Source organism: Staphylococcus sp. HMSC063A07, assembly GCF_001836955.1.
In the GTDB taxonomy this organism is placed as follows: Bacteria; Bacillota; Bacilli; order Staphylococcales; family Staphylococcaceae; genus Staphylococcus; species Staphylococcus lugdunensis.
The window spans coordinates 154,911-176,973 of the sequence record NZ_KV830924.1; the positions used below are offsets into that span (position 1 = coordinate 154,911).

A 22,063-nucleotide genomic window follows, 5' to 3' on the forward strand; every position below is an offset into this window, starting at 1 on the left:
GCAATGAATTGGGTAGAGCTCTCAATCGTAGTTAACCATGAAGTAGAACCTTTAGTCACTAACATTTTAGAAAATTTCGGTTCAAATGGTGTTGTTATTGAAGATTCTCATGACTTGATACAACCACCTGCCGATAAATACGGTGAAATTTATGAATTAAAATCTGAAGATTATCCTGAATTTGGCGTCCGTTTGAAGGCCTATTTTAACGAAATTAAATTTACAAAGTCTTTAGCAACACAAATAAAAAAAGAAATTTTAAATTTAACCGAATTAGATACCACAGTTTTTACTTATAATACGCAACCTGTGGCTGAAGAAGATTGGGAGAATGAATGGAAAAACTATTTCCATCCTTTTAGAGCTTCGAAACGATTTACAATTGTACCCAGTTGGGAAACCTATACCAAAGATAGTAACGAGGAACTCTGTATTGAATTAGATCCTGGTATGGCTTTTGGTACGGGTGATCACCCAACGACAAGTATGTGCTTACACGCTATAGAGAAATACGTTTCCTCTGACAAAAATGTCATTGATGTCGGAACTGGATCTGGAATCTTGAGTATTGCATGCCATTTATTAGGTGTACGGCACATCAAAGCGATAGATATTGATGATATGGCAATTAAAGTAGCAATAGAGAACTTTAAAAAGAATCACTGTGAAGCTGTTATTGAAGCAAACACTGGTAATTTACTCAAAGATGAAACTAAAAAATACGATGTAGTCATTGCAAATATTTTAGCTCATATTATTGATGAAATGATAGAAGATGCTTATAATACATTAAATGAAGATGGTTATTTTATAACGTCTGGTATTATCACTGAAAAACATTTAGAAATAGAAGCACACATGAAACAGGTTGGCTTTGATATCATTTCAATTGAACAAAATAATGGATGGGTATGCCTTGTTGGTCAGAAAGTGAGTGAATAAGTTGCAACGATACTTTATTAACGAAAACGCTGATGACGGTCAGCGTTTTTTTATTCGAGATAAAAATGACCGTCATCATATTATTAATGTTATGCGCAATTGTGTTGGAGATCATATCATTATTACATTCCAAAATCAAAGCGTATTCGAGTGTGAAATTACAGATATTAATGATGAATATATTCAAATAATGCCGAAAGTCAAATTAGACATACATACTGAATTACCTCTGTATGTAACAATTTGTAGTGGGCTCATTAAGGCAGATAAGTATGAGTGGATGCTTCAAAAAGCTACAGAGCTAGGTGCCAATGAGTTTTGGGCAGTAGATATGGCGCGCTCGGTTGTGAAACTAAATCAAACAAAAGCTATGAAGAAAATTGATAGATGGCAAAAAATTGTCAAAGAAGCTGCCGAGCAAAGTTATCGACTTACTATACCTTCAGTAAAGTACATGTCGAATTTGAAATCCGTTTATGATAAAATAAGTCATTATGACTATATTCTGATTGCATATGAAGAACAAGCAAAGCAAAATGAAAGAAGCCATTTCAGACAATTATTACAATGTTTTAAGCCAAACGATCGCGTTTTAATGATATTTGGTCCCGAAGGTGGGTTAACAGAGTCAGAAATCGAGATGTTTAAGGATAATAGTCACACAGTAGGTTTAGGACCTAGAATTTTAAGGGCAGAAACAGCACCATTGTATGCACTAAGTGCAATGAGCTATGAAAATGAATTATTGGGGTGAATGACATGTCAACGGTAGCTTTTCATACATTAGGTTGTAAAGTAAACCATTATGAAACAGAAGCAATTTGGCAATTATTTAAAGAAGCAAATTATGAAAGAGTAGATTTTGAAACCAATGCAGATGTGTATGTTATTAACACATGTACGGTTACAAATACTGGAGATAAAAAAAGTCGACAAGTCATACGTCGTGCTATTAGAAAAAATCCTGATGCAGTTATATGCGTCACTGGTTGTTATGCACAAACATCATCAGCAGAAATTATGGAAATTCCAGGCGTTGATGTTGTAGTTGGTACGCAAGACCGTCATAAATTACTATCATATATAGATGAGTTTCAAAAAGAGCGCCAACCTATTAATGGTGTAGGAAACATTATGAAAAATCGCACCTATGAGGAATTAGATGTACCGTATTTTACAGATCGTACACGTGCTTCATTAAAAATTCAAGAAGGCTGTAATAATTTCTGTACATTTTGCATCATACCATGGGCTCGAGGTTTAATGCGTTCTAGAGATCCGAAAAAGGTTGTTGAACAAGCCACAACGCTTGTCAATGCAGGTTATAAAGAGATTGTGCTCACTGGTATTCACACTGGTGGTTACGGTCAAGACTTGAAAAACTATAATCTAGCACAACTGTTACGCGATTTAGAAACGATTGATGGTCTAGAAAGAATTCGTATTTCTTCAATTGAAGCCAGTCAACTAACAGATGAAGTGATTGATGTCATTGAAAAATCTAATAAAGTTGTCCGTCATTTGCATATTCCGTTACAATCAGGTTCAGATAGCGTGCTTAAACGTATGCGACGTAAATACACGATGGAACATTTTTCAGAACGTCTATCAAAACTTCATAAAGCGTTGCCAGATTTGGCAGTGACAAGTGATGTTATAGTAGGTTTTCCTGGAGAAACTGATGAAGAGTTTCAAGAAACCTTTGATTTTATAGCAAAACATAAGTTTTCTGAATTACATGTATTTCCATATTCTTCACGAATCGGTACACCTGCTGCTCGTATGGATAATCAGATTGATGAAGATGTTAAAAATGAACGTGTTCACAAATTAATTGCTTTAAGTGATCAATTAGCTAAAGAATATGCTTCTAAGTTTGAAGATGACGTATTGGAAGTTATTCCTGAAGAAAAAGGTAGTTTCCATGGTTCACTGGTTGGTTATGCAGATAACTACATGAAAGTACAATTTGATGGTGATGAATCATTGATAGGTCAAATTGTCAAAGTAAAGATTGTACATGCTGATTATCCGCTAAATAAAGGTGAAGCATTAAGAGTAGTTGAACATGCTTCTAATTTATCTGAGCAAGAAGTACTAATGTAAACTTTCCGCGCTTTACTAATTGACCGCACAATGGAGATATATTATACTAAATAAAGCATAGTCTATTGTACTATGCACATAATTATTAAAGTTCCGTTGATATTTGGAGGGAGGGAAATACAGATGTCTAAAACAGTAGTACGTAAAAACGAATCACTTGAAGATGCGTTACGTAGATTTAAACGTTCAGTATCAAAAAGCGGTACAATTCAAGAAGTACGTAAACGTGAATTTTACGAAAAACCTAGTGTTAAACGTAAAAAGAAATCTGAAGCTGCGCGTAAACGTAAATTCAAATAATTAATAGCTCTGTTGACTCCCTCAACACGAATGTTAATTATATATAAGGTTAGGACTATAAATAGGTTCCAACCAACGAAAAATGGCAATTTCTATTGAAATAACGTAGAAATTGCCATTTTGTTATACTTTTGTTTTTTAGTTTGCAAAGTTATTATCTTTTCATATATTTTAATGATGTATTGCAAAAGTATATTTGAATATGAATTATCGTTTCATGGAACTGTAGAGAAAGTAGTACCAAGCAGGGGTTAAGTGATAACAACATATTATACAAGTGATATTACAATATAAAAAATATAATTAAAAATTCTAAATGCATTTCAAAAATCATTAAACTTTATTATTTAGGTTGTTGATTTTATCAGACTCATTATATCGTTAAAAATAAATACCAGCTATTATTCATTTATTTAATATATTGTTGTTGGAAATCTTATAGATTCTCTTTTATATCCCTATAATCTTAGTCATGATTCATGTATAATCAAAATGGGAGCGAGGTGAATTTATGACAGTTATAAATGGAATACATACCTTTTTCTTGCTGAACTTTTCTTCTGATGTCTCTTGGATATTTGATGTAGCTCAAATTCTTACACATCCATTGATGACACTTATTCTGACAGTCGCTATATTTTTAGGATTTTTATATCAATTATACTCTCCTAAAATTAATTTAATAGGTGTAGTTGCAGCATTATGTTTATTACTATTATTTTTAGGATTTCTCATCAATGGCGACGTCAATTTGATATCGGTAATTTTATTTGGCATAGGGGTAATTTTTGTTATCATAGAGCTCTTTATTGTAGGTGCAGTAATAGGCTTTTTTGGCATAGTTCTAATCTCATTAAGCTTAATAATGCTTGGTGATAACTTGTTTATTATGTTATTCAATGTCATTATTGCAGTTATTCTTAGTATTGTTGAATGGGTCATTTTAGTAAAACTTTTAAATCGAAAAATATCTTTTTTTGAAAAAGTTGTACTTAAAGATTCGACAAATGCTGAAGCTGGTTATAGATCTCACGATGACCGTTCTCACTTAGTTGGCAAAATAGCTCGTACTTCTACAGACTTACGTCCAGCAGGCATTATTTTAATAAATGATGAAAGAATAGATGCTGTGTCAGATGGTTCATTTATTTTAAGAAATAAAGATGTCAAAATATTAGAAGTAGAAGGCACTCGAGTTGTAGTAAGAGAGATAGATTAATTTATAGGAGTGATTTAATGTTTAGTATTGGATTTATTGTAATTGCTATTATAATTCTTGTAGCAATTCTTATTTTATTTTCATTTGTTCCAGTTGGACTGTGGATTTCAGCAATTGCAGCAGGCGTTAAGGTTGGAATCGGAACACTCATTGGTATGCGTTTACGTCGCGTTTCGCCTAGAAAAGTAATTGCGCCATTAATAAAAGCACATAAAGCTGGTTTAAACTTAACAACTAATCAGTTAGAATCTCACTACTTAGCTGGTGGTAACGTTGATAGAGTTGTTGATGCAAACATCGCTGCGCAACGTGCAGATATAAATCTACCGTTTGAACGCGGTGCTGCGATTGACTTAGCCGGTCGTGATGTATTACAAGCTGTTCAAATGTCTGTTAATCCTAAAGTTATAGAAACACCTTTTATTACTGGTGTGGCTATGAATGGTATCGAAGTTAGAGCTAAAGCACGTATTACGGTTCGAGCTAATATTTCTCGATTAGTCGGTGGTGCTGGTGAAGAAACAATTATTGCTCGTGTAGGTGAAGGTATTGTTTCAACTATCGGTTCAAGTGAACATCATACACAAGTTCTTGAAAATCCAGATAATATTTCTAAAACTGTATTAAGCAAAGGTTTAGATTCAGGTACAGCCTTTGAAATTTTATCCATTGACATTGCTGACGTAGATATCGGTAAAAATATTGGTGCTGATTTACAAACTGAGCAGGCACTAGCAGATAAAAACATTGCTCAAGCTAAAGCCGAAGAACGTCGCGCGATGGCAGTAGCTAAAGAACAAGAAATGAAAGCAAGTGTACAAGAAATGCGTGCAAAAGTTGTTGAGGCAGAATCTGAAGTACCTCTTGCTATGGCAGAAGCACTACGCAACGGTAATTTAGGTGTCAAAGACTATTATAATTTAAAAAATATAGAAGCTGATACAGGAATGAGAAATGCTATCAATAAACATACAGACAAAGAAGACCCAGAATCACCAAAATAATTAAAGGGGTGATGTCATGAACATTGGTATTCTCATATTTGCTATTTCGGTCATCATTTCAATTATCAGTGCGATGGGGGATAAGAGTCATAAACAACGTCAGAATCAAAAACCACCTAAAAAGAAAGCTCAGTCTAAACCAACATCACGTCAACCACAAAAAGGTTCGTTCTTAGATAAAGTTGGAGATAAGCTAAATGAAATGAATGAAGAAATTTCAGGTGAACATACGAAACATAAAAAAGTACAACACGATAAAAATACCTCTCAACCTGTGTATAAAGATCGTAAATTAGAACGAGAGATTAAGGTGGAAACACAAGATAAAGCACGTCCTACAGTTCAAAGATCATCAAGGCAACTAACACAATCTCAAAATAGCAATAATGATACCTTACAAACACAGCCATCATCAAGAGATGTTGTGAATAAGCAGCCTTCAAATCAAGATTTAGAACATACACTTATGGATGATTTAAAACGTGTTCGTTTAGATATTGATAATGAAAAAGAAAAGCAACTCGCAATGATTGAGCAAAAAGCAAAAGAAATTATTAGCGATAAATATTTATCACCTAGAGCTAAACAATATCGCTTAAAGCAATTGCTAAACACCAAATCAATCGAACAAAATATGACCCATCAAGCACTACAATTTGATAACAATCCTGTAGTTAATGGTTTAATTTGGCAAGAAATATTGAATAAACCAAAGCAATTATAATATATAACATATTCCACTAATTAAATTGTATGTAGTGGGATATGTTATTTTTTATATTTTGAGCCCATTAGCCAATCTTTTTTAAATTTACAAACACATTAATTTGTATCAATATGGATTGTTTAGTAAACTTTTATTGAAAGTGAGTTTTAATAATTTTCACATCCAAGGTTATCTAGTTATCATGATATAATAATCATAAATTGACCTATTTATATCATGCAGTAAAAATTTGATAAATAATGTTACTTGTAAAGGAGCCCGTTTATGCCAGAAATAATTCAAATCGACAACATTAATCAATCTCAAGCTTTAATCGGAAATAATGATGAGCATTTAAAAGCGCTAGAGGATGCATATGATGTTGTCATACATGCCAGAGGTCAAGAAATTGCTGTTAAAGGCGAACGTCTGGAGCATGTTGAAAAGGCAGAACAAATTCTTAAAAATTTATTAAAAGTTATAGAACTCGGCCATGTTATTACACTTAAAGACGTAGAAGCTGCTATTAAAATGGCTGATAATAATACTTTGCAATTTTTATTAGATTTATATGAGGATGAAATTACAAAAGATGCATATGGTAAAACCATTCGTGCAAAAACTATGGGACAACGTATGTATGTCAATGCAATGCAACGAAATGATTTAGTTTTTGGCGTGGGTCCTGCTGGCACTGGAAAAACATTTTTAGCTGTTGTTTATGCAGCTAAACAATTACGAAAAGGGAAAGTCAAACGCATTGTGCTAACACGCCCTGCTGTTGAAGCTGGTGAATCTTTAGGATTTTTACCAGGTGATTTAAAAGAAAAAGTAGATCCTTACTTAAGACCATTATATGATGGCTTAAATACGGTATTAGGTCGTGAACAAACAGCACGTTTTATTGAAAGAGGAATTATTGAAATTGCACCACTTGCTTATATGAGAGGTCGTACATTAGATGATGCCTTTGTGATTTTAGATGAAGCACAAAACACAACACATGCACAAATGAAAATGTTTTTAACAAGGTTAGGCTTCGATTCAAAAATGGTTGTTACTGGAGATCAAACCCAAATTGATTTACCTAAAGGCGTTAAAAGTGGTTTGAAAGAAGCTATAAGCAAATTGCAAGGGGTAAATGGTATTCATATTATGAATTTGGATCAATCCGATGTTGTTAGACATCCTTTAGTAGGTAAAATTATCGCAAGATATGATGGGGAGGTAAAATAAACATGTTTACCATAGATTTTAGTGACCACACGCAAATGGTTGATGAAGCATGGTTTCAACAAATTGACGATTTACTTAACTTTGCAAAAGAACAAGAAGGTATTACACAAGATGCAGAATTATCCGTGACATTTGTAGATAAAGAAGAAATTCAACAAATTAATAAAATATATCGAGATAAAGATAAAGTAACCGATGTTATATCCTTTGCTTTGGAAGAGGATGAACCTGAAATAACAGGCTTGGAGATACCTCGCGTACTAGGTGATATTATTATATGTACAGATGTAGCACAAGAACAAGCTACGACATATGGTCATTCATTTGAACGAGAGTTAGGCTTTCTTGCTCTTCATGGATTTTTACATTTATTAGGCTATGATCATATGAATGAAGAAGATGAAAAGAAAATGTTTGGTCGGCAAGAAACAATATTAACTGCATATGGACTGACGAGAGATTAAAGAGTTTAAACGTTTTAGATACGCCTTTAATGGTTTTAAAGCACTGCTTGTTAAAGACCATAATTTCTTACTTCATCTTATCATTTCAATACTTGTTATTGTTTTAGGATTTGTCTTTCAACTTAACAGATATGAGTGGCTTTTTATCCTATTATCCATATTTCTTGTCTTAACATTAGAAGCACTGAATACGGCTATAGAATTTGTTGTTGATTTAGTAACATTGGATTATCATGAGTTTGCAAAGTACGCCAAAGATATCGCGGCTTTTAGTGTCATGCTAGTATCTATCTTTGCTATTATTACTGGACTAATTATTTTTATTCCTCATATATTTTCGTAAAGGAGTTTGTTACAATGAGTTATCAACAACATTATTTTGAAGAAGCTCAAAAAGCTCAAAGTAACGCTTACACGCCTTATAGTCAATTTAAAGTAGGCGCTTATTTGAAAACTAAGGATGGCAGAGGGTTTTATGGTGCCAATGTTGAAAATGCATCTTATCCTGCAACAATTTGTGCAGAACAATCCAGTCTTGCCGCAGCAATCGCTCTTGGATATCAGCCTGGGGATTTTGAATCAATAACTGTGACAGTTAATAGTATAAAACCAACATCGCCATGTGGTATTTGTAGACAAGTTTTAAAAGAATTATGTGATGATGATATGCCCATATATATGACAAATAATACAGGTGAAATGCGTGCTTCCTCAGTTTCAGAATTGTTACCATTTGGATTTTCCGGAAAGGATTTAGAAAATTAATGACAGTACATAAATCAGGTTTTGTTTCAATTATAGGTCGACCAAATGTTGGTAAATCAACATTTGTTAATAGAGTGATTGGCCATAAAATAGCAATAATGTCAGATAAAGCTCAAACAACGCGTAATAAAATTCAAGGCGTAATGACGCGAGATGATGCGCAAATTATTTTTATCGATACACCAGGTATTCATAAGCCAAAGCATAAGCTTGGTGATTATATGATGCGCGTGGCTAAAAATACATTGTCTGAAATTGATGCTATCATGTTTATGGTCAATGTAAACGAAGATATCGGACGTGGTGATGAATATATCATGGACATGCTACGTAATGTGAAGACACCCGTATTTTTAGTATTAAATAAAATTGATTTAGTACATCCAGATTCTTTGATGCCACGTATCGAAGCTTATCAAAAATATATGAACTTCACTGAGATAGTACCTATTTCAGCATTAGAAGGACTTAATGTTGACCATTTTATAGATGTGCTTAAAAGCCATTTACCAGAAGGACCAAAGTATTATCCTGACGATCAAATTTCAGACCATCCCGAACAATTTGTTGTTAGTGAAATCATTCGTGAAAAAATATTACACTTAACTAGCGAAGAAATCCCTCATGCTATTGGCGTGAATGTCGATAGAATGATTAAAGAAAATGAAGATCGTGTTCGCATTGAAGCAACGATATATGTTGAACGTGATTCTCAAAAAGGAATCGTTATTGGTAAAGGTGGAAAAAAATTAAAAGAAGTAGGTAAACGTGCACGTCATGATATTGAAATGTTACTTGGTTCCAAAGTATATTTAGAATTGTGGGTAAAAGTTCAAAAGGATTGGAGAAATAAAGTGAATTTTATACGTCAAATTGGATATATTGAAGACCAAGATTAAACAGAGAGTGGGTGTTATTTATGCTCATGAAACAAAAAGGGATTATTATTAAGTCTGTGGATTATGGTGAATCAGATAAAGTAATTACTATCCTTAATGAACATGGCGCTAAAGTACCCTTAATGGTACGTCGTGCAAAAAAAGCCAAAAGTGGTTTTCAAGCTCATACACAATTATTTGTGTATGGCTTATTTATTTATAACCAATGGCGTGGAATGGGAACCCTTAATTCTATTGATGTTATAAATCAGCATTACGAGTTAAGGCTTGATTTATACACACATAGCTACGCATCACTTAGTGCTGAAATTATAGACAAAGCCATGGACGATCAAGAAATTTCAAAATATTATTATGAATTATTGCATTTTGTTTTAACAAAAATTACTGCAGGTACTTCTGCACAGCTAATGTCGATAATTACGATGTTGAAATGTATGCATAAATATGGCTTTTCCGCAAACTTTAACCATTGTGTCATAACTGGTTCAACTAATCCGTCTAACTTAATAGGGTACAGTTTTAAATTTCATGGTGCTATTTCACAAGAAGCAGCTTATCGAGATCCACATGCCTTATTAATATCAAATAAAACCTTGTACCTGTTAAATATATTACAACAATTACCCATTGAAAAAATGAATCAACTTAGCATCCATCAAGAGATTATAAACGAAATGTCTGACTTTATGATTATGTTATATAGAGAATATGCTGGTGTATTTTTTAAAAGTCAAAAATTAATTAATCAACTCAATAGATTAGAACCCAAATAACTATTAAAACCTCCCATAACTGTTGTCCATTTCTAGACAATCTTTTTACGGGAGGTTTTATTTAGCTATTGATAATCTATTGCGCACAGAATTAGCAAGTATTAACCTTTACGTATATCTTAAAATTTAACTTTTTCTGTTAAAAATGCTTCTAATTCAGCAATCGGCATACGTACTTGATCCATAGAATCACGATCACGAACAGTTACTTGATTGTCTTCTAATGAATCAAAGTCAAATGTAATACAATAAGGTGTTCCAATTTCATCTTGTCGACGATATCGCTTACCAATTGATTGGGATTCATCAAAATCAATAGCAAATTTTGAACTTAAATCTTCAAAAATCTTAATCGCTTCTCCTGAAAGCTTTTTACTCAATGGTAACACTGCTGCTTTATACGGCGCTAAAGCAGGGTGGAAATGAAGAACCGTACGAGCGTCTTTACTGCCTTCAACACCTTCTTGATCATAGGCATCACACAAGAACGCTAATGTTACACGGTCAGCACCAAGAGACGGTTCGATACAATAAGGAATATATTTCTCATTTGTTTCAGGATCATGATATTTAAAATCTTCTCCTGAATGCTCACTATGTTGTTTTAAGTCGAAGTCAGTACGGCTTGCAATACCCCATAATTCACCCCAACCAAATGGGAATTTATATTCTATATCAGTCGTAGCGTTAGAATAGTGAGATAACTCATCTTCATCATGGTCTCTTAAACGCATATTTTCTTCACTAATATTTAAGTCTTTTAACCACTGACTAGCAAAAGTTTTCCAATAGTTCTGCCATTCGATTTCTTCGCCAGGCTTACAGAAGAATTCTAATTCCATTTGTTCAAATTCTCTTGTTCTAAAAATAAAGTTACCTGGTGTAATTTCATTACGGAATGATTTACCTATTTGACCAATACCAAATGGCAACTTTTTACGCATAGAGCGTTGCACATTTTTGTAATTAACAAAAATACCTTGCGCAGTCTCTGGACGTAAGAAAATTTCATTTGTTGAATCTTCTGTTACACCTTGGAAAGTTTTAAACATAAGGTTAAATTGACGAATATCTGTCCAATTTGCAGTACCACTTACAGGACAAACAATGCCTTCTTCATCGATAATGCGCTTCATTTCATCAAAACTCAAGCCATCAGCAATAAAGTTTTCGTCTCCTTTTTGTTGTTGCATATAATCTTCAATTAGTTTGTCTGCACGATAACGAATTTTACTATCTTTATTATCAATCATAGGGTCATTAAAATTACCTAAATGTCCAGAAGCTTCCCAAGTTTTAGGATTCATTAAAATCGCTGCATCAATCCCGACGTTATAAGGTGATTGTGTAATAAATTTTTGCCACCATGCTTTTTTAACGTTATTTTTTAATTCTACACCAAGAGGCCCATAATCCCATGTATTTGAAAGCCCTCCGTATATATCACTGCCAGGGAATACAAACCCTCTGTGCTTTGCTAACGAAACAATTGTATCCATATCTTTTACCATATGCTTATCCTCTCCTTGTACACAAAAACGTCCCAAAGACGTTGATATAATATATCTCCATCTTTGGGACGAGTCATTATTTTTAACCGAATAATAAATATTCGTTTATTAACATATTAACCCGCGGTTCCACCCAAATTAGTGTAGCCACTCTCTTTACTTATCAAATTGTTATGCCAATGTCATCGTTAAGCTTGCACCGTCCTTAACTCGCTTAAGTTCATTCTAATTGAAAGTATTTTTTTAAGCAAGTATTTATATGTATTTGTAGCAACAACCATTTACAGTTATAATATAATAGAAATTAAGAGGGGTGAAGACCTATAGAACTTAGTAAAAGGCAAGAGCAAATAATTGATATTGTTAAGCATGAAGGACCTATCACTGGTGAGCATATTGCTGAACACCTAAATCTTACACGAGCAACTTTAAGACCTGATTTAGCTATTTTAACTATGTCTGGTTTTTTAGAAGCACGACCTCGCGTTGGCTATTTTTATTCTGGTAAATCTAAAAATAAAATATTTAAAGATCAATTGCGCCAATATAATGTCAAAGATTACATGTCACATCCAGTTGTAGTAAAGGGAGATATGACTGTTTACGATGCCATTTGCACGATTTTCTTAGAAGATGCGAGCACATTGTTCATTGTGAATAACAATAATGATTTTATAGGCATTTGTTCTCGCAAAGATTTATTACGCGCTTCTATGATTGGTGAGGATATACATACTATGCCGATTAGTATCAATATGACAAGAATGCCAAACGTCACATATTTAGAGGAATCGGAATTAGTCGTATATGCTGCAAATCAAATGATAGAAAAAGAAATTGATGCTTTACCTGTAGTTAGAAAAAAAGACAATAATAAATACGAAGTTGTGGGTCGTATTTCAAAAACAACAATAACAAAACTTTTTGTATCTTTATTTAAAGAATAGGTGGTATACATTAATGGAAAATATAAAGATTATTATTGCCTCAGATTCAATTGGAGAGACAGCTGAACTCGTGGCACGGGCTTGTGTGTCTCAATTTAATCCTAAACAATGCAAAAATGAATTTTTAAGATATCCTTATATCGAATCGTTTGAAAATATTGATGAAGTCATTCAAGTTGCGCATGACACAAAGGCTATCATTGTTTATACATTAGTTAAACCTGAAATGCGCAAATATATGGAAGCAGAACTTAAAGATAAACAGATTCAGTCTGTTGATATTATGGGTCCATTGATGAGTATATTATCAGAGTCAGTTGAACAAACACCTTATTATGAGCCTGGAATGGTTCATCGATTGGACGATGCTTATTTTAAAAAAATAGATGCGATTGAATTTGCTGTAAAATATGATGATGGTAAAGATCCAAAAGGTTTGCCAAAAGCAGATATCGTGCTCATAGGTATTTCAAGAACATCGAAAACACCGCTATCTCAATATCTTGCTCATCGTAGTTATAAAGTAATGAATGTGCCAATTGTACCAGAGGTTACACCGCCTGATGCACTATTTGAAATAGATCCTGCAAAATGTATTGCACTTAAAATTAGTGAAGATAAATTAAATCGTATTCGAAAGCAACGTTTAAAACAACTTGGCTTAGGAGATTCTGCACGTTATGCAACCGACGCTAGAATTAAAGAAGAAATTAAATACTTCGAAGACATTGTTGCACGGGTAGGATGTCCTGTTATCGATGTTTCTGACAAGGCGATTGAGGAAACTGCAAATGATGTTATTGCACTTATAGAACAGCGTCAATCAAAATAATATCTTTTGAAACAAAAAAGCGTTATAATTTGACGACTAACAAGTAATAGGTGATCGAAATTGCGAATAGAACAATCCGTGATTAATGAAATAAAAGAAAAAACTGATATCTTAGATTTGGTAAGTGAATACGTTAAATTAGAAAAAAGAGGGCGCAATTATATAGGTTTGTGTCCTTTTCATGATGAAAAAACACCTTCATTTACAGTTTCTGAAGATAAGCAAATTTGTCATTGCTTTGGTTGTAAAAAGGGTGGAAATGTCTTTCAATTTACACAAGATATAAAAGATATCTCTTTTGTTGAAGCAGTGAAAGAATTAGGTGCACGTGTCAATATAAACGTTGATATTGGTACACCTTCAGAAACACCACAAATCGCATCTGATGACTTAAAAATGATAGAGATGCACGAATTGATGCAAACATATTATCAATATGCTTTATTAAAAACAGTTGAAGGGGAAGAAGCATTAAACTATTTAAAACAGCGCGGTTTTACCGACGAGTTAATTCAACAACGCGGCATAGGATATGCCCCAGATAATGCACACTTCTGTTTAGATTTTTTAACAAAGAATGACTATGATATTGAACTTGCATACGAAGCAGGGCTACTGTCCAGAAATGAAGAAAACTTTAGCTACTATGATCGCTTTAGAGACCGCATCATGTTTCCATTAAACAATGCACAAGGACGTATTGTAGGCTATTCAGGCAGAACCTATCGTAATCAAGAGCCCAAATATTTAAACAGTCCTGAAACACCTATATTCCAAAAGAGAAGGTTATTATATAATCTTGATTATGCTAGAAAACGTATACGTAAAAATGATGAAGTTATTCTCTTAGAAGGATTTATGGATGTCATTAAGTCAGACGCTGCAGGATTAAAACACGTAGTTGCCAGCATGGGAACAGCTCTATCACAAGAGCATATAACATTTTTAAAAAAATTAACCAGCAATGTTACCCTTATGTTTGATGGCGACTTTGCTGGTAGAGAAGCTGCACTTAAAACAGGCCAAGTATTATTACAACAAGGACTTAATGTTTATATTATACAGTTACCAAATGATATGGATCCAGACGAATATATAGTGAAATATGGTAAAGAGGAATTTTTGAATTTTGTAGCTACTGAAAAGAAATCTTTTATTGTCTTTAAATACAAGACGAAACAAGACGAAATACAACATAATGATTTAGCCTACGAACGATATTTGAAGGAAGCTATACAAGATGTCGCATTTGTACAATCAAATATTCTGAAAAACAAAATTGTTCAAGATGTAGCTGGTGTGTTTAATATTGAGGCAAATCGTTTAAATAATGAAATAGCTCAACAATCTCATTCAATTACTGAATATGATTACGATAACTATTATTCTGGTGCATATTTTCATGATAATCAGCCTATGCATGCGCCTCAAATAGACAATTTTAATCATTTAAATAAACGTGAAAAAGCAGAGCGTGGCTTACTAAAACATTTTATGAATGATAAAGATACATTTTTAAATTATGCAGCAAATATCAATAGTCAACTTTTTTCTAATCCCTCTTTCAAACAAATATTTGAGATATTAAAAGATTTTTATGCTGAAAATGACAATTATCATATCAGCGATTTCATTCAATATACAGATTCTAGTGATTTGAGAGAAATGATGATTTCACTAGATAATTATGATTTAAATTTAGAGCCTTTTGACCATGAAATTGAAGACTATATCGCGACCTTAATGGAAAATAATGATGAAGATTCGATTGAAATCTTAAATCACAAGTTAAACGAAGCGCAGCGTACCGGCGATATTGATATGGTTAAATACTATTTACAAATGATTGTTCAAAAAAATCAACAACGAATGTGATGATGTAACAAATGATAAGTATTTCAAAACATAATAATATTAGTGCACAGACTGTTTCTATTTTAAGGTTTATATTGTATAATGGTTATTATGCGCTTTTAATGGGTAAATATAGTCTGTGATTGATATTTGTCTATTAATTCAAAATGATTATAACGTAGTAAATAAAAATAACGACAATACTTGTGCGTAATTGTTATGAATTTTTAATTATACTATCGACATTATATAAGTTTGTTATATAATTAAATATCGCTATTGAAAGCTTATATTATTTTCGGGAGGCCTTTTCATGTCTGATAACAAAGTAAAAATTAAAAAGCAAACAATTGATCCTACTTTAACTTTAGAAGATGTAAAAAAACAATTGCTTGAAAAAGGTAAAAAAGAAGGCCATTTGAGCCATGAAGAAATTGCAGAAAAAATGCAAAACTTCGATATGGACACCGATCAAATGGATGAATTTTTTGATCAATTGAATGATAATGACATTTCACTAGTAAACGAAAAAGATAGTTCAGATACCGATGAAAAACTTAATCCAAATGATTTAAGTGCACCTCCAGGCGTTAAAATAAATGATCCTGTCCGCATGTACTTAAAAGAAATTGGACGTGTTAACCTTCTTAATGCACAAGAAGAAATTGAATTAGCAAAACGTATTGAGCAAGGCGATGAAATTGCTAAATCACGTTTAGCTGAAGCAAACTTAAGACTTGTGGTAAGCATAGCTAAAAGATATGTAGGACGAGGCATGTTATTCCTTGACTTAATTCAAGAAGGCAACATGGGACTAATTAAAGCTGTGGAGAAGTTTGACTTCAATAAAGGGTTTAAATTCTCAACTTATGCAACGTGGTGGATTAGACAAGCAATTACTCGTGCAATTGCTGACCAAGCACGTACAATTCGTATCCCAGTGCATATGGTAGAAACGATTAATAAATTAATCCGCGTTCAACGTCAATTACTTCAAGATTTAGGACGAGATCCTGCACCTGAAGAAATTGGTGAAGAAATGGACCTACCTCCTGAAAAAGTTCGAGAAATACTAAAAATTGCTCAAGAACCAGTGTCTTTAGAAACGCCAATCGGTGAAGAAGATGATAGTCATCTTGGTGATTTTATTGAAGACCAAGAAGCTCAAAGTCCTTCTGACCATGCAGCTTATGAATTGCTCAAGGAACAGCTCGAAGATGTGTTGGATACATTAACTGATAGAGAAGAAAATGTATTGCGCTTAAGATTCGGTTTAGACGATGGACGAACACGCACTTTAGAAGAAGTTGGTAAAGTATTTGGTGTAACAAGAGAACGTATTCGTCAAATAGAGGCAAAAGCTTTGAGAAAACTTAGACATCCAAGTCGAAGCAAACGCTTAAAAGACTTTATGGACTAAATCATATCGCTTTATTCGGCTGAGACAATATAAGATGTCTCAGCCTCTTTTACATAAAGGAGAAATCAATGATATCACTAAATAAAAGATTGCAAACTGTTAGCAAATATATTCAACCAGGCGTTTTGGCTGACATTGGTTCAGATCATGCTTATTTACCCATCTATGCAGTTCAACATCATTTATGTAATAACGCAATAGCAGGAGAAGTTATCGAAGGACCGTTTAAGGCAGCTAAACAAAATGTCCGTGCACATCACTTAACACAACAAATAGATGTTCGATTAGGCGACGGCTTAGCAGTTATTTATGATAATGACGTAATTGATTCAATATCAATTTGTGGCATGGGTGGACCGCTCATTGCTAAAATATTAACTGAAGGCCAGGCAAAATTATCAAAACAAACACGACTTATCCTTCAAAGTAATATTCAAACTGAGACGTTGCGTAAAACGCTAGTAAATTTAAACTTTACTATTATTGCGGAAGAAATTTTGATAGAAAAAGGTCATATTTACGAAATTGTTGTCGCAAAGTATAGCAATGAGAAACCACAATATACTAAATACGAACTTAAATTTGGTCCCATCTTGTTGCGCAATAAAAGTGATATTTTCTTTTCGAAGTGGCATCGTGAACTTACTGCACTAAAACATATAAAAAAACAGTTAAATCCAACGACACATCAGGAGAGACTTCAAGAGGTCTCTCTTGAAATCGATTTGATTGAAGAGGTGTTAGCCAATGAAAATTGATGAATTAATGCAAATAATTGAAAAACATGTCCCTTTAAAAACTGCCGAATCATGGGATAATGTTGGCTTATTAATTGGTGACAAACATACAAAGATGACTGGAATTTTAACTGCGTTAGATTGCACAAATGAAGTGGTTGAAGAAGCATTAACAAGAGAAATCAACACTATTATATGTCATCATCCTTTAATCTTTAAAGGACTGACATCCATTACAGATGACGGTTATGGACAGTTGATACGTAAAATAATTCAACACGATATCCAAGTTATCGCGTTACACACTAATTTAGATCACTATTACAAAGGTGTCAACGCTATGCTAGCTACCAAATTAAAATTGCAAGATACTGAAATATTAGTGCCTCAAACTACAACATATTACAAAGTTCAAACATTTATTCCCGAAGAACATTTGGAACAATTTAAACGCCAAATTAGTAAAGCTGGATTAGCACAAGAAGGCAACTATGAATATTGTTTTTTTGAAAGTAAAGGTACGGGACAGTTTAAACCAGTAGGTGAAGCTAATCCTTTTATCGGTAAAATAGATCACATTGAATATGTGAATGAAGTTAAGCTTGAATTTATGATTCAATCACAACAACGTAAACTTGCAGAACATTTAATTCAACAGTATCATCCTTATGAAACACCAGTTTATGATTTTATTGAACTATCAAAAGAAGCTGATAGCGGTTTAGGAATGATTGGAAATTTAGCAACACCTCAAAATGTTAAAGATTTTATTCAAGAAACAAAATCCACTCTAGCTATTCCAAGCTTGCGTTATGCTGGAAAACCTGATATAACAATTAGTCGAGTTGCAATCATTGGCGGCTCAGGTATCGGCTTTGAGCACGTAGCATTTCAAAGAGGAGCAGATATTTTTGTAACTGGAGATGTTAAACATCATGATGCGCTCGATGCAAAAACAGAAGGCATGAATATTTTAGATATCAACCATTATAGTGAATACGTCATGAAAGATGGTTTGAAACAGCTATTATCTGATTGGTTAACTGATCATGAAGCTGATATAACAATAGCATCTTCTTCTATCAATACTGATCCATTTCAATACTATTAATCATAGTAAAATAAACATAAATTAGGAGGCATTTTCATGTCCAAGCATCCATTTGAAACATTTAATTTAGAATCAACCATGCTAGATGCGATTAAAGATTTAAATTTTGAAAAGCCTACGGAAATACAAAATCGTATTATTCCTAAAATATTAAAAAGAACAAATTTAATCGGACAATCTCAAACTGGTACAGGTAAATCACACGCTTTTTTATTGCCACTCATGCATTTAATTGACATAGATCTTCAAGAGCCTCAAGTGATCGTGGTTGCACCAACCAGAGAACTAGCTCAACAACTTTATCAGGCTACTCAGCATTTGGCACAATTCAAATCAAACGTTAAGGTTTCATTGTTTATCGGGGGAACTGACATTGAAAAAGACAAACAACGTACGCATATACAACCACAATTCATCATTGGTACACCTACACGGATTAATGATTTAGCAATGAGTGGTCATTTACATGTTCATTTAGCTTCGTACTTAATTATCGATGAAGCAGATTTAATGATTGATTTAGGATTAATAGATCAAGTAGATCAAATTGCAGCGCGTCTAAATGATACGTCAAATATTGCAGTCTTTAGCGCAACTATACCTAAATCACTGCATCCATTTTTAAACAAATATCTAAATCAACCAGAGTTCATAGTTGTCGATAATCAATCTCAAAATAAGAAAAATATCGAATTCTATCTTATTCCAACAAAAGGTACAGCTAAAGTTGAAAAAACATTACAATTAATTGATATGTTAAATCCTTATTTATGTATTATTTTCTGCAATAGTCGTGAAAATGCTAATGAATTAGCAGACTCTCTAAATGCATCTGGCATCAAAGTCGGCATGATACATGGAGGTTTAACACCGCGTGAACGTAAACAGCAAATGAAACGCATTCGCAATTTAGACTTCCAATTTGTTATTGCAAGTGATTTAGCTTCTCGTGGAATCGATATTGAAGGTGTGAGCCATGTTATCAATTTTGATGTACCAAATGATATCGATTTCTTCACACATCGAGTTGGAAGAACAGGACGAGGTAATTATAGAGGCGTAGCTATTACACTATATAGTCCTGATGATGAACATAATATTTCATTAATTGAGGACAAAGGTTATCAATTTGAAACGGTCGATATCAAAAACAATGAATTACAACCAGTGAAATCATTCAATACACGGAAAAAGCGCGAACGTAAAGACGACCACTTAACTAATGAAGTAAAGCAAAAAGTACGTAGTAAATCTAAAAATAAAGTGAAGCCTGGCTATAAAAAGAAATTTAAACAACAGGTTGAACAAATGAAGCGTCAAGAAAGAAAACAATATAGCAAACGACAAAATAGACAGAATAGAAAAAACAAAAAAGGTTAGGTGATAGTTATGCTATTAGGATCTCATGTGTCAATGAGTGGTAAAAAAATGTTACAAGGTGCTGCTGAGGATGCGCATAGTTACGGAGAATCAACATTCATGATTTATACCGGTGCGCCACAAAATACACGTAGAAAAAAGATAGAAGATTTAAATATCGCAAAAGGTCATGAAGCAATGAAATCCTATGGCCTATCAAATATTGTAGTACATGCGCCTTACATTATTAATATCGCTAATACTACAAAACCAGAAGTTTTCGAATTAGGCGTCAATTTTTTACAAAATGAAATTGAACGTACTCAAGCGATAGGAGCTAAAGATATCGTCTTACACCCTGGTTCACATGTTGGTGCTGGTGCAGATGCCGGTATTAAACGTATTATTGAAGGTTTGAATGAAGTACTAACGAATGATAATGACGTTCGTATCGCACTTGAAACAATGGCAGGAAAAGGCTCTGAAGTTGGACGCTCTTTTGAAGAGATTGCACGCATTATTGATGGTGTAAACAACAATGAACGTTTATCTATTTGTTTTGATACATGTCATACTCATGATGCTGGATATAATGTTAAAGAAGATTTTGACGGTGTTTTAAATGAATTTGACAAAATAATTGGTGTTGATCGCATCAAGGTTGTTCACGTCAATGATAGTAAAAATGAACGTGGTGCACATAAGGATCGTCATGAAAATATTGGATTTGGATACATTGGCTTTGATGCATTAAATTATATTGTCCATCATGATGCTTTTAAAGATATACCTAAAATTCTTGAAACACCTTTTGTAGGTGAAGATAAGAAAAATAAAAAAGCACCTTACAAGCTTGAAATTGAGATGCTAAAAGCACAACAATTTGATCCACAACTCAAAGATAAATTGCTAACGCAATAACTATTTAAAAACTGAGATTTTGATAAAGTCTCAGTTTTTGCAATTCTATCGTAAAGGTTACTATTTACAAATTTTATAAATATATGTATAGTAAATTGCGGGGTGAAAAAGATGTCAACACCAGTATTTGAATTGAGAAATATTAATTATTATTATGATCATAAGCAAGTTCTTGAAAATATTAATATTAAAATAAATAAAGGTGACTTTTTAGCAATTGTCGGTCCAAATGGTGCCGGGAAGTCAACGTTGTTAAAGATTATCCTCGGATTATTGCCATTGCAAACTGGCGACATTTATGTAGATGGGCAACAATATAAAAAGAAAAAGTCATCATTAAAAATAAGCTATGTATCACAAAAAGCAATTGCTTTTAATGCAGGATTTCCTGCAAGTGTAAGAGAAGTCGTTATGAGTGGCTTAACGAAAACAAAGCGACTTTTTCAACACTTTAATAAAAACGATTATCAACAAGTAGAACATGTCTTAAACAAATTGAATATTAGTCATTTAATGCATAAAAATATTGCCAAACTTTCTGGCGGTCAACAACAACGCGTCCTTATTGCACGTGCACTAATATCTAACCCTAGTGTACTTGTATTGGATGAGCCCACTAATGGCATTGATGCTAAACATGTTAGTGAATTTTATGAAACATTAGAAACATTAAAGAGAGAAGGCATCACTATCATTTTAGTTACACATGATATAGGTGTTGTAGCAGATACTGCAACAACAGTGGCTTGTTTAAATAAACATCTTCATTTTCATGGTACAACAGAAGCGTTTAAATCTTTGGATGAAGTCGAAATTTCTAAAATTTATGGTCACCCAATACAATTTGTTGACCATCAACATAACCGACAATGTTGTCAAAAATCATAATACTAATATCACTAGGAGTCAGATTATGTTATTAAATGTATATCGTTATCACACAAGTTTGATTAG

At 33.2% G+C, this 22,063-nt stretch carries 23 protein-coding genes; 22 read left to right on the forward strand and 1 reads right to left on the reverse strand.

Translation table 11 applies throughout. The annotated features are described in order from the left end of the window. Positions 1-3 precede the first annotated feature (3 nt). The 13 genes from prmA (at position 4) to recO (ending at position 10,417) form a co-directional block, all read left to right on the forward strand. Complete coding sequence (gene prmA / locus HMPREF2597_RS06735) at positions 4-942, forward strand: 50S ribosomal protein L11 methyltransferase (RefSeq protein ID WP_002478112.1); 939 nt, start codon at positions 4-6, stop codon at positions 940-942. 1 nt (position 943) lies between these two features. Further along, entirely contained in the window at positions 944-1,696 is a 753-nt protein-coding gene (locus tag HMPREF2597_RS06740; RefSeq protein ID WP_002478113.1) for a 16S rRNA (uracil(1498)-N(3))-methyltransferase, read from the forward strand. 5 nt (positions 1,697-1,701) lie between these two features. Next, positions 1,702-3,048, forward strand: a complete 1,347-nt coding sequence (mtaB, locus tag HMPREF2597_RS06745) for a tRNA (N(6)-L-threonylcarbamoyladenosine(37)-C(2))-methylthiotransferase MtaB (RefSeq protein ID WP_070817248.1) — start codon at positions 1,702-1,704, stop codon at positions 3,046-3,048. Positions 3,049-3,171: 123 nt separating this feature from the next. Then, the gene (gene rpsU, locus HMPREF2597_RS06750; RefSeq protein ID WP_000048060.1) at positions 3,172-3,348 is read left to right on the forward strand and encodes a 30S ribosomal protein S21; all 177 of its coding nucleotides are present in this window, start codon (positions 3,172-3,174) and stop codon (positions 3,346-3,348) included. Positions 3,349-3,859: 511 nt separating this feature from the next. After that, positions 3,860-4,567: an NfeD family protein gene (locus HMPREF2597_RS06755; RefSeq protein ID WP_002478115.1), complete on the forward strand. Its 708-nt coding sequence runs from the start codon at positions 3,860-3,862 to the stop codon at positions 4,565-4,567. Positions 4,568-4,584: 17 nt separating this feature from the next. Continuing rightward, positions 4,585-5,571: a flotillin-like protein FloA gene (gene floA / locus HMPREF2597_RS06760; protein ID WP_002458986.1), complete on the forward strand. Its 987-nt coding sequence runs from the start codon at positions 4,585-4,587 to the stop codon at positions 5,569-5,571. 16 nt (positions 5,572-5,587) lie between these two features. Continuing rightward, positions 5,588-6,295, forward strand: a complete 708-nt coding sequence (locus HMPREF2597_RS06765; RefSeq protein WP_002458987.1) for a hypothetical protein — start codon at positions 5,588-5,590, stop codon at positions 6,293-6,295. Positions 6,296-6,562: 267 nt separating this feature from the next. Further along, positions 6,563-7,513, forward strand: coding sequence for a PhoH family protein (locus HMPREF2597_RS06770; RefSeq protein ID WP_002458988.1), 951 nt, complete (start codon positions 6,563-6,565; stop codon positions 7,511-7,513). Between the two features lie 2 nt (positions 7,514-7,515). Then, positions 7,516-7,977: an rRNA maturation RNase YbeY gene (ybeY, locus tag HMPREF2597_RS06775; protein ID WP_002458989.1), complete on the forward strand. Its 462-nt coding sequence runs from the start codon at positions 7,516-7,518 to the stop codon at positions 7,975-7,977. Next, complete coding sequence (locus HMPREF2597_RS12425) at positions 7,973-8,320, forward strand: diacylglycerol kinase family protein (protein WP_080513643.1); 348 nt, start codon at positions 7,973-7,975, stop codon at positions 8,318-8,320. Before ybeY ends, HMPREF2597_RS12425 begins: the two co-directional genes overlap by 5 nt. 14 nt (positions 8,321-8,334) lie before the next feature. Further along, on the forward strand, positions 8,335-8,742 hold the full coding sequence (cdd, locus tag HMPREF2597_RS06780; protein WP_002458991.1) for a cytidine deaminase: 408 nt from the start codon (positions 8,335-8,337) through the stop codon (positions 8,740-8,742). Beyond that, complete coding sequence (gene era, locus HMPREF2597_RS06785; protein ID WP_002458992.1) at positions 8,742-9,641, forward strand: GTPase Era; 900 nt, start codon at positions 8,742-8,744, stop codon at positions 9,639-9,641. The genes cdd and era overlap by 1 nt, the downstream gene beginning before the upstream one ends. Before the next feature lie 20 nt (positions 9,642-9,661). Beyond that, positions 9,662-10,417 carry a DNA repair protein RecO gene (recO, locus tag HMPREF2597_RS06790; RefSeq protein WP_002458993.1) on the forward strand — a complete coding sequence of 252 codons (756 nt, stop codon included), beginning with the start codon at positions 9,662-9,664 and terminating at the stop codon, positions 10,415-10,417. 119 nt (positions 10,418-10,536) lie between these two features. On the opposite strand, the gene HMPREF2597_RS06795 is transcribed toward recO, so the two are convergent. Next, positions 10,537-11,928, reverse strand: coding sequence for a glycine--tRNA ligase (locus HMPREF2597_RS06795; protein WP_002478117.1), 1,392 nt, complete (start codon positions 11,926-11,928; stop codon positions 10,537-10,539). Positions 11,929-12,251: 323 nt separating this feature from the next. On the opposite strand from HMPREF2597_RS06795, the gene HMPREF2597_RS06800 reads away from it, so the two are divergent. The 9 genes from HMPREF2597_RS06800 to HMPREF2597_RS06840 all read left to right on the forward strand — a co-directional run bounded on the left by HMPREF2597_RS06800 (position 12,252) and on the right by HMPREF2597_RS06840 (position 21,997). After that, positions 12,252-12,875, forward strand: coding sequence for a transcriptional regulator CcpN (locus HMPREF2597_RS06800; protein WP_014533295.1), 624 nt, complete (start codon positions 12,252-12,254; stop codon positions 12,873-12,875). Positions 12,876-12,888: 13 nt separating this feature from the next. Beyond that, a complete protein-coding gene (locus HMPREF2597_RS06805) occupies positions 12,889-13,707 on the forward strand; it encodes a pyruvate, water dikinase regulatory protein (RefSeq protein WP_002458996.1) in 819 nt (272 codons plus the stop codon). Between the two features lie 60 nt (positions 13,708-13,767). After that, on the forward strand, positions 13,768-15,582 hold the full coding sequence (gene dnaG / locus HMPREF2597_RS06810; protein WP_002478118.1) for a DNA primase: 1,815 nt from the start codon (positions 13,768-13,770) through the stop codon (positions 15,580-15,582). Positions 15,583-15,874: 292 nt separating this feature from the next. Beyond that, the gene (rpoD, locus tag HMPREF2597_RS06815) at positions 15,875-16,981 is read left to right on the forward strand and encodes an RNA polymerase sigma factor RpoD (protein ID WP_002458998.1); all 1,107 of its coding nucleotides are present in this window, start codon (positions 15,875-15,877) and stop codon (positions 16,979-16,981) included. Positions 16,982-17,049: 68 nt separating this feature from the next. Then, positions 17,050-17,739 carry a tRNA (adenine(22)-N(1))-methyltransferase gene (locus tag HMPREF2597_RS06820; protein ID WP_002478120.1) on the forward strand — a complete coding sequence of 230 codons (690 nt, stop codon included), beginning with the start codon at positions 17,050-17,052 and terminating at the stop codon, positions 17,737-17,739. Then, a complete protein-coding gene (locus HMPREF2597_RS06825) occupies positions 17,729-18,829 on the forward strand; it encodes a Nif3-like dinuclear metal center hexameric protein (RefSeq protein WP_002478121.1) in 1,101 nt (366 codons plus the stop codon). The genes HMPREF2597_RS06820 and HMPREF2597_RS06825 overlap by 11 nt, the downstream gene beginning before the upstream one ends. Before the next feature lie 36 nt (positions 18,830-18,865). Next, a complete protein-coding gene (locus tag HMPREF2597_RS06830; protein ID WP_002478122.1) occupies positions 18,866-20,209 on the forward strand; it encodes a DEAD/DEAH box helicase in 1,344 nt (447 codons plus the stop codon). 9 nt (positions 20,210-20,218) lie between these two features. Next, entirely contained in the window at positions 20,219-21,109 is an 891-nt protein-coding gene (locus HMPREF2597_RS06835; protein WP_002478123.1) for a deoxyribonuclease IV, read from the forward strand. A 111-nt stretch (positions 21,110-21,220) separates the two neighbouring features. After that, positions 21,221-21,997, forward strand: a complete 777-nt coding sequence (locus HMPREF2597_RS06840; protein ID WP_002478124.1) for a metal ABC transporter ATP-binding protein — start codon at positions 21,221-21,223, stop codon at positions 21,995-21,997. Positions 21,998-22,063: the final 66 nt, after the last annotated feature.

Bases quoted from the DNA above. Each gene is read 5' to 3' on its own strand.
- prmA (WP_002478112.1), top strand. From the start codon at position 4: ATGAATTGGGTAGAGCTCTCAATCGTAGTTAACCATGAAGTAGAACCT.
- mtaB (WP_070817248.1), top strand. From the start codon at position 1,702: ATGTCAACGGTAGCTTTTCATACATTAGGTTGTAAAGTAAACCATTAT.
- rpsU (WP_000048060.1), top strand. From the start codon at position 3,172: ATGTCTAAAACAGTAGTACGTAAAAACGAATCACTTGAAGATGCGTTA.
- HMPREF2597_RS06755 (WP_002478115.1), top strand. From the start codon at position 3,860: ATGACAGTTATAAATGGAATACATACCTTTTTCTTGCTGAACTTTTCT.
- floA (WP_002458986.1), top strand. From the start codon at position 4,585: ATGTTTAGTATTGGATTTATTGTAATTGCTATTATAATTCTTGTAGCA.
- HMPREF2597_RS06765 (WP_002458987.1), top strand. From the start codon at position 5,588: ATGAACATTGGTATTCTCATATTTGCTATTTCGGTCATCATTTCAATT.
- HMPREF2597_RS06770 (WP_002458988.1), top strand. From the start codon at position 6,563: ATGCCAGAAATAATTCAAATCGACAACATTAATCAATCTCAAGCTTTA.
- ybeY (WP_002458989.1), top strand. From the start codon at position 7,516: ATGTTTACCATAGATTTTAGTGACCACACGCAAATGGTTGATGAAGCA.
- cdd (WP_002458991.1), top strand. From the start codon at position 8,335: ATGAGTTATCAACAACATTATTTTGAAGAAGCTCAAAAAGCTCAAAGT.
- era (WP_002458992.1), top strand. From the start codon at position 8,742: ATGACAGTACATAAATCAGGTTTTGTTTCAATTATAGGTCGACCAAAT.
- recO (WP_002458993.1), top strand. From the start codon at position 9,662: ATGCTCATGAAACAAAAAGGGATTATTATTAAGTCTGTGGATTATGGT.
- HMPREF2597_RS06795 (WP_002478117.1), bottom strand. From the start codon at position 11,928: ATGGTAAAAGATATGGATACAATTGTTTCGTTAGCAAAGCACAGAGGG.
- HMPREF2597_RS06805 (WP_002458996.1), top strand. From the start codon at position 12,889: ATGGAAAATATAAAGATTATTATTGCCTCAGATTCAATTGGAGAGACA.
- rpoD (WP_002458998.1), top strand. From the start codon at position 15,875: ATGTCTGATAACAAAGTAAAAATTAAAAAGCAAACAATTGATCCTACT.
- HMPREF2597_RS06820 (WP_002478120.1), top strand. From the start codon at position 17,050: ATGATATCACTAAATAAAAGATTGCAAACTGTTAGCAAATATATTCAA.
- HMPREF2597_RS06825 (WP_002478121.1), top strand. From the start codon at position 17,729: ATGAAAATTGATGAATTAATGCAAATAATTGAAAAACATGTCCCTTTA.
- HMPREF2597_RS06830 (WP_002478122.1), top strand. From the start codon at position 18,866: ATGTCCAAGCATCCATTTGAAACATTTAATTTAGAATCAACCATGCTA.
- HMPREF2597_RS06835 (WP_002478123.1), top strand. From the start codon at position 20,219: ATGCTATTAGGATCTCATGTGTCAATGAGTGGTAAAAAAATGTTACAA.
- HMPREF2597_RS06840 (WP_002478124.1), top strand. From the start codon at position 21,221: ATGTCAACACCAGTATTTGAATTGAGAAATATTAATTATTATTATGAT.